This window comes from Streptomyces sp. NPDC088261, assembly GCF_044740805.1.
In the GTDB taxonomy this organism is placed as follows: Bacteria; Actinomycetota; Actinomycetes; order Streptomycetales; family Streptomycetaceae; genus Streptomyces.
This window is the reverse complement of record NZ_JBIURL010000020.1, coordinates 41,140-55,329: the sequence shown is the minus strand read 5'-3', so window position 1 is coordinate 55,329 and position 14,190 is coordinate 41,140. Positions and strand designations below refer to the sequence as shown.

Sequence of the window (14,190 nt, the reverse complement as noted above, 5' to 3'; positions counted from 1 at the left end):
GCCCGAAATCCGCGCGACAGCATCGTGCCCTGCGGGCACGATGGCGGTATGCCCAGGCCTTTCGGATTCACCTACGAGCGCCGGGGTGACGGCACGGTCGTCGTCACCCACCGCGGGCGCGCCGCCGCGACGCTGCGCGGCGCCCGGGCGGAGAAGTTCCTGGCCGAGGTCGACCAGGGCGACGCCCAGCTCGTCATGGCCCGCTGGACCGGCGCGTACAAGTTCGGGAACGAGCGGGTCGCGCGCGAACATTCGCGCAATCGGCGTAGGTAAGGGAACGGCAAAGCCGGGTCGCTCGTTACGACGGCATGACAGCTATGACCCCCGGCTCGAACATCCCTCTTCCCACCGCCCACGTGGCGGTGGACGTCACCGCTCCGGCGCGGCTCGACGTATCGGGCCTGCTGCTCACCGCCGACGGCAAGGTGCGCTCCGACGACGACTTCATCTTCTACAACCAGCCCGCGGGCCCCGGCGTGAGCTACCGCTCGGGCGGCGGTACGGCCCCGGACGCCATCGTCGTCGACACCGCTTCCGTCCCGGCCGGCATCGAGAAGATCGTCGTCACGGCGAGCCCGGACGCGGCGGGGCAGAGCTTCCAGGGCATCGAGCCCACGGCGACGGTCCGGAACGCGGCCGACGGCAGCGTGCTCGCCACGTTCACACCCCCGCAGCTCGGCGCCGAGACCGCGCTGGTGATCGTCGAGATCTACCTGCGCAACGGCGCCTGGAAGGTCCGTGCCGTCGGACAGGGGTACGCGAACGGGCTGGCCGGGATCGCCACCGACTTCGGCGTCTCCGTGGAGGAGCCCGCCGCCGCGCCCGCCCCGGCCCAGGCCCCGCCCGTGCGCGCGGCCGACCCGCGCGTGGCCGCGCCCCCCGCCCCCGCGGCCCCGCCCGCCCCGCAGGCCCCGGCGCCCTCCGCGCCGGGCTCCGGCAAGATCAACCTCGACAAGGGGCGCGTCAGCCTCCAGAAGAACCAGACCGTCTCCCTGGTCAAGGGCGGCCGCCCGCTGCTCAGCAAGGTCAAGATGGGCCTCGGCTGGGAGCCGGCGTACGGCGGCAAGGACATCGACCTCGACGCCTCGGTCATCGCCTACGGCCCCGACCGCAAGCACCTGGACAGCTGCTACTTCGGCCGGCTGTCCATCCTCAACGGCGCGATCAAGCACTCCGGGGACAACCTCACCGGCGAGGGCGCGGGGGACGACGAGGTGATCGTCGTGGACCTCGGCCGGCTGCCCGCCGAGGCGACCGGCCTGGTCTTCACCGTGAACTCGTTCACGGGCCAGAAGTTCAACGAGGTGGCGAAGGCCTACTGCCGGCTGATCGACGCGGCCACCGACGAGGAGCTGGTCCGCTTCGACCTGACCGGCGCCGAGCCGCAGACCGGCGTGATGATGGCCAAGCTGATCAAGCAGTTCTCCGGCGAGTGGGAGATGACCGGCCTCGGGGAGTTCGTGAAGTCCCGTACGGTCCGCGGCATGGTGAAGCCCGCGGCGAAGATCCTCTGAGCCCTGGAGGCCGTCCCGGGACCGTCAGGACGGCGCCGGAACGCCCAGCGGGCCGCCACGGTCTCCACGACCGGCGGCGGCCCGGGGCTCGGCCTTCTCCAGGCTCCGCTTCAGAGCTTGGTCAGTTTGGAAAAGGGGGTCAGGATCCTTCCCTGGCGCCCCGAGAAATCGATGAGCACGGCGTGTTCGCCCTCGACTCCGATGACTCTTCCCAGCCCGAACTGGTCGTGGGAGACGCGGTCTCCGACATCGAACTTCTCGGGCGGGGGCGAGGCCGGGCCTTGGCGGTTGAAGGGACTGGACGGCAGGTGGCGCCGGGATCCGGCTGACTTTGTCATTACTTGGAGTATGCGCCCAAGGGGCCCCGCCGCGCCATGCCCGACCGCCGACCGGCCCGCCGGATCACCCGTTCCAGGGCCCTGCCGGGGGTGCCCGGAGCCCCGCGCGGGCCGCCCGGTCAGCGCCGGGGCGAACGCCGCCAGGGGCCGGTGACGGCCAGCATGATCCCCGGCTCCTGGATGTTGGCGTACAGGACGGCGCCGTCCGGCGAGAACACGACACCCGTGAACTCGCTGTCGTTGAGGTCGTTGCGCGCGATCGGGTACGTGACCCCGCTCTCCGTCGCCCCGAAGAGATGCTGGACCCCCTCGCCGTCCTCCGCGAGGATCAGCCCGCCGTACGGCGAGACGGTGATGTTGTCCGGGCCGTCGAAGGCCCCGTCCCGGTCCGGATCCGTGTTGACCCCGAGCAGCACCTTGAGGGTGAGCGTGCGGCGCCGGGGGTCGTAGAACCAGACCTGCCCGTCGTGCGGGCGGCCCGGGCTCTCGTCGCGGGCGTACGAGGAGACGACGTACGCGCCCCCGTCCGCCCACCACATGCCCTCCAGCTTCCTGGCGCGGGTGACGTCCCCGTCGTCGAACTGCTCCCGCACCTCGACGGTCCGCGCCTGCCGGTCGGGCACCTCCAGCCAGTCCACGCCGTACACCGTGCCGATCTTCGTGGCGCGCGACAGGTCGTCCACGAACCGCCCGCCCGCGTCGAAGCAGCGCGGAGCCTGGAGCACCCCCGCGTCGTCGGCGAGGTGCCGGAGCCTGCCCCGGCCGTGCTCGAAGCCCTTCGGCGGGACCCAGCGGTAGAGCAGCCCGTTGGGGCCGTCCGCGTCCTCCGTCAGATAGGCGTGCCCGGTGCGCGGGTCCACCACGACGGCCTCGTGCTCGAACCGGCCGAACGCCTTGACGGGCCGGGGGTCGCGGTTGGCCCCGCGGTCGTACGGGTCCACCTCGAAGACAAAGCCGTGGTCCTTGGTCATCCCGTTCTGGCCGGCCCGGTCGGCGTTCTCCTCGCACGTCAGCCAGGTGCCCCACGGGGTGCGCCCGCCCGCGCAGTTCGTGGAGGTGCCGGCGATGCCGACCCACTCGGCGGTCCGGCCGTCGCGGTGCGTCTCGACGACGGTGCAGCCGCCGGCCGCCGCCGGGTCGTACACCAGCCCCTCGGTCAGCGGCACCGGGTACGGGTAGTCGGTCCGGGGCCCGTCCAGCTCGTGGTTGTTGACCAGCAGCGTCGTACCGCGCGGGCCGTCGAACGTGGCGGTGCCGTCGTGGTCCGACGGCGTGAACTCGCCGCTCTCCAGCCGGGTGACCCCGCTGTGGGTGAGGACGCGGTACGAGAACCCCTCCGGCAGGGCGAGCATCCCGGCGGGGTCGGGAAGCAGCGGTCCGTACCCCGGCCGCGGCGCGGGTCCGCACGACACCTCGGGCGCGTCCTCGGCGGCGAGGGCGCCGGGGGCCGTCGCGAGGGCTCCGGCGGCGCCCGTGAGGACGAGGCCGGCGCCGGTGAGAGCGGACTTCCCGGAGAATTCCCTGCGGGTCAGCGGCATCGCGACGGCCTCCTGGGGCGTGGGGGTGTGGCTCGGCGTTGGGGGGACACCCTCGCGTGCGCGTATAAACGGCGGTTGAACAGCGTCCGACGTACGAAAGGCCCATGTCCATGAACCTGCCGGTGACTTCCCTGCCCGCGACCGGTCGTCGTGTGCTCGTCAGCGGGGCGTCGCGCGGGCTGGGCCGCGCGGTGGCCCGGGCCTTCGCCGCCAACGGCGACGTGGTCGCCGTCCACTACGGGACCCGCGCGGCCGACGCCCGGCTCACGCTGGAGTCCCTGGACGGTACGGGGCACGTGCTGGTCGGCGGCGACCTCTCCGACCCGGCGGAGGCGGCCCGGGTCGCGGACGAGGCGGCGGAGGCGCTGGGCGGGATCGACGTCCTGGTCAACAACGCGGCGGTCAACGAACGGCATCCGCCGGCGACGACGTCGTACGAGGAGTGGACGGAGATCTGGCAGCGCCACCTGTCCGTGAACGTCCTCGCCACGGCGCTGCTCAGCCACCGGGCGGCGCGGGGCATGATCGACCGGGGCGTGGCGGGCCGGATCGTGAACATCGGCTCACGCGGGGCGTACCGGGGTGAGCCGGACCACCCCGCCTACGGCGCGACGAAGGCGGCGGTGCACGCGCTGGGGCAGTCCCTGGCGGTGTCCCTGGCCCCGTACGGCATCGGGGTGGCGTCGGTGGCCCCCGGCTTCTTCGAGACGGAGCGGGTGGCGGAGCGGTTGTCGGGCCCGGAGGGCGAGGCGATCCGGGCGCAGAGCCCGTTCGGGCGGGTGGGGCGGGTGGAGGAGGTGGCGTCGGCGGTGCGGTGGCTGGCGTCGCCGGGGGCGGAGTGGGGGGCGGGGGTGGTGCTGGACCTCAACGGAGCGTCGCACCTCCGGTGAGGGGGCGGGGTCTTGAACGTCGGCCCGGTGACGGGTTGCGCTTACTGATTGTCCTCAAGCGCCGGACGGGCTGGGTTTTGGCGTCTGCCCGGGGCGCGGGCGCGGCTTACTGATTGTCCTCAATCGCCGGACGGGCTTGGTGGTGCCCGCTGCGGGCGGGTTGCGTATGCGCGGGTCGGTTGCCGGGGGCCGGTCAGGGGTCGTGTCCTGCACTGCATGTTTTACGTCGCGTGCGGCCGGTCGTCTTGATTGACGTTCGCCATGCGACACAAAACACGCTTTACGTTCCGGACACGACCCCTGCCCGTCCCCCTTCCAGGCCCGCGTCACTTCCCGGCCCGCTCCGGGGCGGGGCGGGAGGAAGTCAGGGCCCGCACGGGGGCATTCCAAGCCCGTCCGGACGCCCCCCCAGCCCGTCCGGCGCTTGAGGACATCTTTGACCCGCGCAGGGCACCATCCAGCCCGTCCGGCGTTTGAGGACATCGGTAACCCGCACCCATCACCGGCGCGGAGGCCACAATCCACCCCGTCCCGACGGACCTTCAGCCCGCCAGGACGCACCCCATCCAGCCCGTCCGGCGCTTGAGGACAATCAGTAAGCCGCGCTCGCGTGCCGGGCCGCAACCACCCCCGGGGCGGGCGGGGTCGTTCACTGTTCCCGGCGGCGTGAGGGGGGTGGGGTCGGAGGAGGTGCGTGTGTCCGGACGTAAAGCGTGTTTTGTGGCGCATGGCTACCGTTAACGAAACAAGGGCTCGCACGCGCCGTAAAACATGCAGTCCGGACATACGTACCTCCGCAGGCCCCGCCCCCCGTCACCACGACAAACCCAGCCCGTCCGGCGTTTGAGGACAAGTAGTAAGCCGCGCCCGCGCCTCGGGCAGACGCGCAATCAGTGGGCCGCGCCCACCACCGGGCGGCGCGCAATACCCCACGCCGTCGCCAGACCAACCGCGCAGGCCGCGACGAGCAGCGCCCCCGCGTTCACGAACGCCACCAACCCCGCCCCCACCGCCAACGCCACCGCGTTAGGCGCGTAGATCAGCGTCGTCGCGGTCGCGGACACGCGGCCCAGCACCGCCGCCGGGACCTCCCGCTGCACCGCCGTCATCGCGGCGATCAGGACGCACGGCAGCCCCGCCCCCACCCCCACCGCGCTCGCCAGGACCGCCGCGTCGTGCGGGAGGGCCCGTAGGCCGAGGGACACCGCGAACACCGCTATCCCCGCCGCCGCGAACACCCGTTCCGGGAGGCGGCGCAGCAGCGGGCCCGCCAGGAGGCCGATCAGGACGGAACCGGCGCCCTGCACCGCGTACAGCACGCCCACGTACGCGGGGGAGCGGCCGAGGCCCTCGTCGACGACCGCGTAGATCGCCGCGCCGTTCAGCCCCGCCAGCAGCATCGTCGCCGCTGCGGCCAGCACGAGGGGGCCCGCGGCCGGGGCGGCGCGCAGCTGCCGTATCCCCTCCGCCGTCGCGGACCGCCGGCCACGCTCGCGCGAAGAGACCGGCGGGGACTCCCGCACCCGCATCGACGCGAACACCCCCGCCGCCAAGGCGAACGTCGCCGCGTCCAGGAGCGCCACCGGACCCCCGCCGTACCGCGCGTACAGCGCCGCGCCCGCCAGCGGGGCCAGGAGCTTCATGCCCTCGTTGGCCGTCGTCCGCAGCCCGTTGAACCCGCCCAGCAGCCGCTGGTCGACCACCCCGGCGACCAGCGCCGTCTCCGCCGCGTCCATGACGACCCCGGTCGTCCCGTACACGAACAGCACGGCGAAGAGGATCCAGATCCGGTCCGCCGAGTCGACGGCGAGGAGCGCCGTCAGCAGGAGGGCCATCGCCAGGTTGCAGACGATCAGCAGCGGCCGCCGCCGCACCCGGTCGGCGATCCCGCCCAGCACCGGCCCCATCAGCATCGGCGCCCACATCGCGAAGACGGTCAGCGCCGCCAGACTGTCCGAGCCGGTCAGGGACTTGACCCAGATCCCGGCGGTCAGCCACATCGCCGAGGTGCCGAACCCGGACACCACCACCCCGGCCAGGTACAGCCCCGCGTTCCGGTCCCGCAGTACCCCGCCGCCCCGCTCTTCTTTACGTCGCATGGCGTCAGGGTGGTGGCTGAGGAGGGGCGCCGGCATGGGGCAACCGCCCTATCCCGTGCCTCAGAAAGGCCTCGGAAGGGCCTCGGAAAGGCATCGGAAAGATGTCGCGCCGGACAACGCGTAACACCCTGAAAACCTGAACCGTTCCTGACAGGTGCACAATCCCCCGTACCCCCCCCGCGACCGTCCGACCCCGGCGAGGAGCCCCATGTCAGGCCAGGCAACACACGAGAACGGCAGTGCCGTGGACCGGTACTTCAAGATCAGCGAGCGGGGTTCGACCTACGCCAGGGAGATACGCGGCGGCTTCGCCACGTTCTTCACGATGGCCTACATCCTCGTCCTCAACCCGATCATCCTCGGCAGCGCCGAGGACAAGTTCGGCGCCCACCTCTCCGGGCCCCAACTGGTCACCGCCACCGCCCTGGTCGCCGCCGTGATGACCGCGATCATGGGGCTCGGCGGCAACCTGCCGCTCGCCATCGCGGCCGGCCTCGGCCTCAACGCCGTGGTCGCCTTCCAGCTCGCCCCGCTGATGAGCTGGCCCGACGCGATGGGCCTGGTGGTGCTGGAGGGGCTGCTGATCTGCGTCCTGGTCGTCACCGGGCTGCGCGAGGCCGTCATGAACGCCATCCCGCAGTCCCTCAAGCAGGCCATCAGCGTCGGCATCGGGCTGTTCATCGCGTTCATCGGCTTCATCGACGCGGGCTTCGTCACCCGGATACCCGGCGACACCGGCTCCGTACCGGTGCAGCTCGGCGCCACCGGACACCTCTCGGGCTGGCCCGTCCTGGTCTTCTGCCTCGGGGTGCTGCTGACCCTCGCGCTGGTGGCCCGCAAGGTGAAGGGCGCGATCCTCCTCGGCATCGTCGTGACGACCCTCGTCGCCGTCCTGATCAACGAGATCGCCGACATCAAGCCCGCCGCGTGGGGGCTCACCGTGCCGTCCGTCCCCGACGACCTCGTCGCCGCGCCGGACTTCGGGCTCATCGGCTCCTTCAGCCTCTTCGGCGCCTTCCAACAGATCGGCGTGGTCACGCTCGTCCTGCTGGTCTTCACCCTCATCCTCAGCGACTTCTTCGACACCATGGGCACCGTCGTCGGCGTCTCCAACGAGGCCGGGCTCCTGGACGAGAACGGCAAGGTCCCGAACCTCGGCCGCGTCCTGCTCATCGACGGCGCGGCGGCGGTCGCGGGCGGCGCGGCCTCCGCCTCCTCCAACACCGCGTACATCGAATCGGCGGCGGGCGTCGGCGAAGGCGCCCGTACCGGCTTCGCCTCCGTCGTCACCGGCGCCCTGTTCGGCCTCTCGCTCTTCCTCGCGCCGCTCGCGCTCATCGTCCCGGCGCAGGCGGCGGCGCCCGCGCTCATCGTGGTGGGCTTCCTGCTGATGTCGCAGGTCCGGCACATCGACTGGGAGAAGTACGAGATCGCCGTCCCGGCCTTCCTGACGATCGCGGTCATGCCGTTCACGTACTCCATCACCAACGGCATCGGCGCCGGCTTCCTGGCGTACGTCGTCATCAAGACGGTGCTCGGCAAGGCGCGCGAGGTGCACTGGTTGCTCTGGGCCACCGCCGCCCTGTTCGTCGTCTACTTCGCGATCGACCCGATCGAGCAGTGGATCGGCTGACCGGCCCGGCCTGGGTGCGGCGGCCGGTAACGGCCGCGCAGGTCATGAGCGTTCTTGGTAACGCATGTGAAGCGTGAGCTCAACGAGGCGGTCATCGACGGGTGATGGAGTCGCGCACTGCACCCCCCCGCACTTCCTCGCACGGCCCGGTGACCCCGGAGGTTCCCCTTGAGCCAGCTACAGCCGCCCACCCAGGAGCAGTTGGACGCCTACGTCAGGACCAGGCTCGCCCTGGCCGGTTTCGACCTCACCCTGCTGCCCGAACAGTCCGACCCCGCGACCGGTGTCCCCACGCGCGCCCAGGTCCTGAACTCCCTGCGCTCCTTCGTCGCCTCGACCCCCGCCGCCATCGGCGGCTGGTCGCCGCCCGTGACGGGCACGCCCGCGCCGGAGTACGCCCAGCAGGCCTCGCCGCCGCTGCTCTACCCGTCGATCACGGAAGCCTGGACCGGAGAGGCGGACGGACGATGAGCCGCACCCTCAACCGCCGTGTGTTCCTGGCCGGTTCGGCCGCCGCGACCGGTGCCGTCGTCGGGGGTACGGCCCTGGCCGCGCCCGCCGCCGCCAGCCCGGCCACCACCGCCGGGGCCGCGCCGTACCTCCCCGACATCCCCGTACGGGACGCCGCGCGCCGCGATCCGACCGAGGCGACGCTCGCCGAGGCCGCCGTCCTGATGCGGCAGCGCAAGCTGAAGTCCGCGACGCTCGTGGAGGCGTACCTCGACCGGATCGACACCTTCGACTCCACGTACCAGGCGTACGCCGTGGTGACCGGCGCGAGCGCGCTCACCGCCGCGCGCAAGGCCGATCGCGAGGGCAGACGCGGGGTGTTGAGCGGCATTCCGCTCTGCGTCAAGGACAACTACTTCACGCGCGGGGTGCCGACCCGCTGCAACTCCCTGATCTTCGAGGACTTCGTCCCCGACCACGACGCGACCGCCGTCGCCCGGCTCACCGCCGCCGGCGGAATCGTCCTGGGCAAGGGCCAGATGGGCCCGCTCGCCACCACCCGGGCGACCACCCCCAACGGGACCGTCACCACCGTCAACGCCTGGACCCCCGACAACCCCGCCACGGATCCCGGCGGTTCGTCCACCGGGCCCGCCTGCTCCGTCGCCGGGCGGATGGCGTCGTCGTCCATCGGCACCCAGACCGGCGGATCCATCGTCCAGCCCTCCAACCGGCAGAACCTCACCGGCCTCAAGCCCACGATGGGCCGCGTCTCCGCGCACGGCGTCATCCCCCTCTCGTACACCCGCGACCACCCGGGACCCCTGGCGCGCGACGCGATGGACGCCGCGCTGATGCTCTCCGTGATGGCGGGCCCCGACCCGGCCGATCCGCGCACCCTCGGACTGCCGCGTCTGCCGGATCTCGTACGGGCCGCCACGCCGGTGCTCTCGCGGGGCAGGGTGAAGCTGCGCCGCGCGACCCGGATCGGGGTGCCCGCGGACTTCCTGAACAGCGCCGCCGACGTGCGCCGGGCGTTCCTCGCCACGCTCGACGCGATCCCGGGGGTGACGCTGGTCGACGTCACGTACCCCGCCGACTGGGGGCTGCTCACCGGCACGTTCAACGACGCCCGGCTGTCCGAGCGCACCGAGCCGTTCCGGCACTGGCTCCAGGAGGACCCCACCAAGTTCGGTGTCTCGCTGCTCAGTTGGCTCCAGGGGCTGATGCTGTCCGGCGACGAGTGGATCACCGCGCAGCGGGCCAAGAACCACCTGCTGCGCGAGGTCCTGGACGGGGTCATGGCCCGCTGCGACGTCCTGCTCCAGACGGGACCGGTGCCCTTCGACATCCTCGGGCTGCCCGAACTGGCCTTCCCCGCCGGGTTCGTGGCGGGGATACCGTCCGGCGTGATCCTCGGCGGACAGCCGTACGAGGAGGACCGGCTGCTGGAGGTCGCGGCGGCCTACCAGTCGGTGACCGACTGGCACACCCGCCGCCCGGCCGACCCGTCACCGGCCGCCGCGGGCAAGCGTCTGGCGGCCGCACCGCGCCCGCGGTTGAGCGCGGAGGAGGCGGCGGCGCAGAGCGCGTGAGGTGAGCGCGGGCCTGCGGGTCGTACGCACCCCCCCCCGCCGGTGGTGCGCACGACCCGCGGGCTACTTCAGCGCCGCCGTCATCATCTTCTGTGCCACCGGCGCCGCCAGCCCGTTGCCGCTGACCTCCGCGCGCGCCGCGTCCGAGTCCTCCACGACCACCGCGACCGCCACCTCGTTCCCGGTCGCGGTGTCCTTCGCGTACGACGTGAACCACGCGTACGGCGTCTGGCTGTTGTCGACGCCGTGCTGCGCCGTACCCGTCTTGCCGCCCACCTCCGCGCCCGGCACGCGCGCGTTCGTGCCCGTCCCCGACTCGACCACCGTCCGCATCGCGCTGCGCAGCTGCTCCGCCGTCGAGGCGGAGACGATCCGGGTCGTGTCGCCGTCCTGGTACGACTGGAGCGTGTCGCCGTCGCCGTTCACGACCTTCGACACCAGGTGCGGGGCCGCGAGCAGCCCGTCGTTCGCCAGCGCGGACGACACCATCGCCATCTGGAGCGGGGTCGCGGTCACATCGAACTGGCCGATGCCCGACAGACCGGTCTGCGCCCGGTCCATGCCGGCCGGGTAGACACTCTTCGCCGCCCGCACCGGCATGTCCTGCGCCGCGTTGTCGAAGCCGTACTTCTTCGCCATCGCCGCGACCTTGTCCTGCCCCAGGTCGTCGGCCATCTTCGCGAAGACCGTGTTGCACGAGTAGCGCAGGGCGTTCCTGATCGTGGCGTTCTCGCAGGGGTCGGAGGCGCTCTCGTTGCGCAGCACGGTGGCCGTGTCCGGCAGGGTGTACGGGTCCGGGCTGTCGGTCGGCACGTCGACGGAGCCGTACAGCCCGTCCTCCAGCGCCGCCGACGCCACGACCAGCTTGAACGTCGACCCGGGCGGCAGCGGCTGGCGCAGCGCGCGGTTGAGCATCGGCATGTCCTTGTCCGCGCTCAACCGCTGCCAGGCCGTGCCGTCCGCCGTCCCGCTGATCGTGGAGGGGTCGTACGACGGGGTCGAGACGACCGCGAGGACGCGCCCGGTCTTCGGGTCGAGCGCGATCGCCGCGCCCTTCTTGTCCCCGAGGGCGTCGTAGGCGGCCCTCTGCACGCCGGGGTCGATCGTCGTCAGCACGTCACCGGGCTTCGTCCGCTCACCGGTGAGCGCGTCGAGCGGGTTGCCCAGCCGGGAGTCTTTGCCGTCGAGGACGTCGCCGTAGATGCCCTCCAGCTGGGTGGAGCCGTACACCTGCGAGCTGAAACCGGTGACGGCGGCGTAGAGCTTGCCGTCGGTGTACGTCCGCTCGTAGGCGAGCTGCCCGCCGGAGGTCCGCCGGGACCCGGTGACCGGCGAACCGGCCACGACGATGTCACCCAGCGGCTGCGCGTACTGCGCGATGGCCTTCCGCTGGTTGTACTTGCTGTCCGCGAGGGCGCGGGCGTCGTACGCCTGGAGCCAGGTCACCCGCACGAGGAGCGCGAGGACCAGCAGCAGGCAGAACACCGAGGCGCGTCTGATCGTCTTGTTCATCCCGTACGGGAGACGAGCGGAACGGCGGCGCGCGTTCCCCCGGGCCGCCGTTCTCAGGAACTCTTCATGTCGTGGCGCAGGAACACTTGATGTCGTGGCGCCGGAGCCGGGCGGACCGGGTCAGAGCCGCCGCGTGGCGAGCGTCAGCCGGTCGCGGGCGTCGAACAGCGCGTCCTTGATCAGCTGCTCGTGCCCCGGGGTCAGCCGCGCCACCGGCACCGAGCAGCTGATCGCGTCCCGCGCCGGGGTGCGGTACGGGATCGCGATGCCGAAGCAGCGCAGCCCGAGGGTGTTCTCCTCGCGGTCCACCGAGTAGCCCTGCTCGCGGATGAGGCGCAGGTCCTCGATGAGCTTCTCGCGGTCGGTGATCGTGTGCTCGGTCAGCGCGGGCAGCGTCTCGGGCAGCATCTTGCGGACCTGCTCGTCGCTGTGGGTGGCGAGCAGCGCCTTGCCGAGCGAGGTCGAGTGCGCGGGGAGCCGGCGGCCGACGCGGGTGAAGGGGCGCAGGTAGTGCTGGGACTGGCGGGTGGCGAGATACACCACGTTCGTCCCGTCCAGGCGCGCGAGGTGGATGGTCTCGGTGGTGTCGTCGGAGAGCCGGTCCAGCGTGGGGCGGGCGGCGGCGACGACCTCGTCCCCGTCGATGTACGACGTGCCGACCAGCAGGGCCCGTACCCCGATCCCGTACCGCGTCCCCGTCGCGTCCGTCTCCACCCAGCCCAGCTCGACCAGGGTGCGCAGCAGCATGTAGAGGCTGGACTTGGGGTAGCCGACCGCTTCCTGGACGGCGGCGAGGGAGTGCATGCCGGGCCGTCCGGCGAAGTATTCGAGCAGCTCCACCGTCCTGACCGCCGACTTGACTTGTGCCCCACCGGATTCCGCAGCCGACATCGTCTCTCGCCCTTCAGGACCGACGGGCTTCCGGCCCGGCGGACCGCTCTTGACCACACAGAACGCCCGGAAATAGAGTCCCTGTGGATTCACTATCAGGAACTGTGTTCAGAATACCGAACAACTCCTGGTGGATGGCAGAGGTTCGCAAGGCCGGGATTCGCAAGGCCGGGAAGGAAGCCGTCGTGACAGCAGCACCAGTCTGGAGTGTCGACCCCCGAACGGGGAAGCCGCGCGAGCAGGTTGCCGACGAGGCGACGGCCGAGGAGGTCGACTCCGCGGTGCGCCGGGCGCGGGCCGCCGGAGCGGGGCTCGCCGACCGTACCGTCCGCGCCGCCCTCCTCCGTACCGCCGCCGACCTCCTCGACGAGGCGGTCGAGCACGTCATCGAGGCGGCGGACGCCGAGACGGCCCTCGGGCCGGTCCGGCTGCGGGGCGAACTCGCCCGTACGACCGCCCAGTTGCGCGCCTTCGCCGGGGTGGTGGACGAGGGCGCCTTCCTCGACATCCGTATCGACCACGCCGACGCGACCCGCATCCCGCCGTGGCCCGACCTGCGCCGCTGGAAGGTGCCGCTGGGCGTCGTCGCCGTCTACTCGGCGAGCAACTTCCCGCTCGCCTTCTCCGTCCCCGGCGGCGACACCGCGAGCGCGCTGGCGGCCGGCTGCCCGGTGGTCGTCAAGGCGCACCCCGACCACCCGGCCACCTCCGAGCTGTGCGCGTCCGTACTGCGCAGGGCGGCGGTCCGGGTCGGCCTGGACGAGGACGTCCTGATCGTCGTGCACGGCTTCGAGGCGGGCGTCGAGCTGGTCAGGCACCCGCTGGTGTCGGCGGCGGGCTTCACCGGCTCGATCCGCGGCGGCCGCGCCCTCTTCGACGCGGCGGCGGCCCGGCCCGCGCCGATCCCCTTCTACGGCGAGCTGGGCTCCCTCAACCCCGTGGTGATCACCGAGGCGGCGGCGGCCGAGCGGGCCGAGGAGATCGGCGCGGGGCTGGCCGGTTCGATGACGCTGGGCGCGGGACAGTTCTGCACCAAGCCGGGCTTCGTCCTGGCGCCGGCGGGCGCGGCGGGGGACAGCCTGCTGAAGACGCTGACCAGCGCGGTGAGCGAGACCGAGCCCGGCGTGATGCTGGACCACCGGATGCGGGACGCGTTTGTCGCGGGGGTACGGGAACGGGCCGCGCTGCCCGGCGTCGACGCCCCGATCACACCCGGCGCGGGCGGCGAGCACACCGTGAGCGCGGGCTTCCTGACCGTACCGGCGGCGCTGCTCACGGCGGAGGGCGGCCCGCACGACCTGCTGCTGGAGGAGTGCTTCGGCCCGGTGACGGTGGTCGCGCGCTACACGTCGACGGACGAGATCGGCGCGGTCCTGTCCCGGCTGCCGGGCAACCTCACGGCGACGCTCCAGCTGTCGGACGCGGAGGGCGAGGGGACGGCGCCGGGCGCGGTGGCGTTGCTGGCCGAGCTGGTCCCGCTGGCGGGCCGCGTCCTGGTCAACGGGTGGCCGACGGGGGTGGCGGTGGCGCCGGCCCAGCAGCACGGGGGCCCGTACCCGGCGACGACGTCGACGTCCACGTCGGTGGGCGCGACGGCGATCGAACGCTGGCTGCGGCCGGTCACGTACCAGTCGACGCCGCCGGCGCTGCTGCCGGCGGAGCTGCGGGACGAGAACGCGCTGGGGCTGCCGCGGCGGGTGGACGACGTGCCGCGGGGGTGAGGTGGGGGC

12 protein-coding genes are annotated in these 14,190 nt (G+C 72.5%); 7 read left to right on the top strand and 5 right to left on the bottom strand.

Annotated elements, in window-relative coordinates; genetic code table 11:
• The first annotated feature begins 48 nt into the window (after positions 1-48).
• Together ACIODU_RS29450 and ACIODU_RS29445 are read left to right on the top strand one after the other, a co-directional pair.
• Positions 49-273, top strand: coding sequence for a hypothetical protein (locus ACIODU_RS29450; protein WP_356424263.1), 225 nt, complete (start codon positions 49-51; stop codon positions 271-273).
• 35 nt (positions 274-308) lie between these two features.
• Positions 309-1,514, top strand: a complete 1,206-nt coding sequence (locus ACIODU_RS29445; protein ID WP_401771376.1) for a TerD family protein — start codon at positions 309-311, stop codon at positions 1,512-1,514.
• A 110-nt stretch (positions 1,515-1,624) separates the two neighbouring features.
• Here the strand turns inward: ACIODU_RS29445 and ACIODU_RS29440 are convergent, their stop codons facing one another.
• Together ACIODU_RS29440 and ACIODU_RS29435 are read right to left on the bottom strand one after the other, a co-directional pair.
• Positions 1,625-1,852 (bottom strand): hypothetical protein, encoded by a 228-nt coding sequence (locus tag ACIODU_RS29440; RefSeq protein WP_356424258.1) that lies wholly within the window; start codon positions 1,850-1,852, stop codon positions 1,625-1,627.
• A 119-nt stretch (positions 1,853-1,971) separates the two neighbouring features.
• On the bottom strand, positions 1,972-3,390 hold the full coding sequence (locus ACIODU_RS29435) for an alkaline phosphatase PhoX (RefSeq protein WP_401771375.1): 1,419 nt from the start codon (positions 3,388-3,390) through the stop codon (positions 1,972-1,974).
• A gap of 104 nt (positions 3,391-3,494) precedes the next feature.
• Here ACIODU_RS29435 and ACIODU_RS29430 point away from each other — a divergent pair, with 104 nt between their 5' ends.
• Positions 3,495-4,280 (top strand): SDR family NAD(P)-dependent oxidoreductase, encoded by a 786-nt coding sequence (locus tag ACIODU_RS29430; RefSeq protein ID WP_401771372.1) that lies wholly within the window; start codon positions 3,495-3,497, stop codon positions 4,278-4,280.
• A gap of 890 nt (positions 4,281-5,170) precedes the next feature.
• On the opposite strand, the gene ACIODU_RS29425 is transcribed toward ACIODU_RS29430, so the two are convergent.
• Positions 5,171-6,379, bottom strand: a complete 1,209-nt coding sequence (locus ACIODU_RS29425) for an MFS transporter (protein WP_401771369.1) — start codon at positions 6,377-6,379, stop codon at positions 5,171-5,173.
• 208 nt (positions 6,380-6,587) lie between these two features.
• On the opposite strand from ACIODU_RS29425, the gene ACIODU_RS29420 reads away from it, so the two are divergent.
• From ACIODU_RS29420 to ACIODU_RS29410, 3 genes are all read left to right on the top strand, one after another.
• Positions 6,588-8,012: an NCS2 family permease gene (locus ACIODU_RS29420; protein ID WP_356433107.1), complete on the top strand. Its 1,425-nt coding sequence runs from the start codon at positions 6,588-6,590 to the stop codon at positions 8,010-8,012.
• Between the two features lie 168 nt (positions 8,013-8,180).
• Positions 8,181-8,483, top strand: a complete 303-nt coding sequence (locus ACIODU_RS29415) for a hypothetical protein (protein ID WP_356433105.1) — start codon at positions 8,181-8,183, stop codon at positions 8,481-8,483.
• Entirely contained in the window at positions 8,480-10,057 is a 1,578-nt protein-coding gene (locus ACIODU_RS29410; RefSeq protein WP_401771366.1) for an amidase, read from the top strand. Before ACIODU_RS29415 ends, ACIODU_RS29410 begins: the two co-directional genes overlap by 4 nt.
• Before the next feature lie 63 nt (positions 10,058-10,120).
• Here ACIODU_RS29410 and ACIODU_RS29405 read toward each other — a convergent pair whose 3' ends face one another.
• The gene (locus ACIODU_RS29405; RefSeq protein WP_401771364.1) at positions 10,121-11,569 is read right to left on the bottom strand and encodes a penicillin-binding transpeptidase domain-containing protein; all 1,449 of its coding nucleotides are present in this window, start codon (positions 11,567-11,569) and stop codon (positions 10,121-10,123) included.
• Between the two features lie 120 nt (positions 11,570-11,689).
• The gene (locus ACIODU_RS29400) at positions 11,690-12,460 is read right to left on the bottom strand and encodes an IclR family transcriptional regulator (RefSeq protein WP_161312948.1); all 771 of its coding nucleotides are present in this window, start codon (positions 12,458-12,460) and stop codon (positions 11,690-11,692) included.
• Between the two features lie 185 nt (positions 12,461-12,645).
• Between ACIODU_RS29400 and ACIODU_RS29395 the strand changes: the two genes are divergently transcribed.
• The gene (locus ACIODU_RS29395) at positions 12,646-14,181 is read left to right on the top strand and encodes an aldehyde dehydrogenase (NADP(+)) (protein WP_401771362.1); all 1,536 of its coding nucleotides are present in this window, start codon (positions 12,646-12,648) and stop codon (positions 14,179-14,181) included.
• Positions 14,182-14,190: the final 9 nt, after the last annotated feature.

Bases quoted from the DNA above. Each gene is read 5' to 3' on its own strand.
- ACIODU_RS29445 (WP_401771376.1), top strand. From the start codon at position 309: ATGACAGCTATGACCCCCGGCTCGAACATCCCTCTTCCCACCGCCCAC.
- ACIODU_RS29420 (WP_356433107.1), top strand. From the start codon at position 6,588: ATGTCAGGCCAGGCAACACACGAGAACGGCAGTGCCGTGGACCGGTAC.
- ACIODU_RS29405 (WP_401771364.1), bottom strand. From the start codon at position 11,569: ATGAACAAGACGATCAGACGCGCCTCGGTGTTCTGCCTGCTGCTGGTC.
- ACIODU_RS29440 (WP_356424258.1), bottom strand. From the start codon at position 1,852: ATGACAAAGTCAGCCGGATCCCGGCGCCACCTGCCGTCCAGTCCCTTC.
- ACIODU_RS29450 (WP_356424263.1), top strand. From the start codon at position 49: ATGCCCAGGCCTTTCGGATTCACCTACGAGCGCCGGGGTGACGGCACG.
- ACIODU_RS29435 (WP_401771375.1), bottom strand. From the start codon at position 3,390: ATGCCGCTGACCCGCAGGGAATTCTCCGGGAAGTCCGCTCTCACCGGC.
- ACIODU_RS29425 (WP_401771369.1), bottom strand. From the start codon at position 6,379: ATGCGACGTAAAGAAGAGCGGGGCGGCGGGGTACTGCGGGACCGGAAC.
- ACIODU_RS29410 (WP_401771366.1), top strand. From the start codon at position 8,480: ATGAGCCGCACCCTCAACCGCCGTGTGTTCCTGGCCGGTTCGGCCGCC.
- ACIODU_RS29400 (WP_161312948.1), bottom strand. From the start codon at position 12,460: ATGTCGGCTGCGGAATCCGGTGGGGCACAAGTCAAGTCGGCGGTCAGG.
- ACIODU_RS29430 (WP_401771372.1), top strand. From the start codon at position 3,495: ATGTCCATGAACCTGCCGGTGACTTCCCTGCCCGCGACCGGTCGTCGT.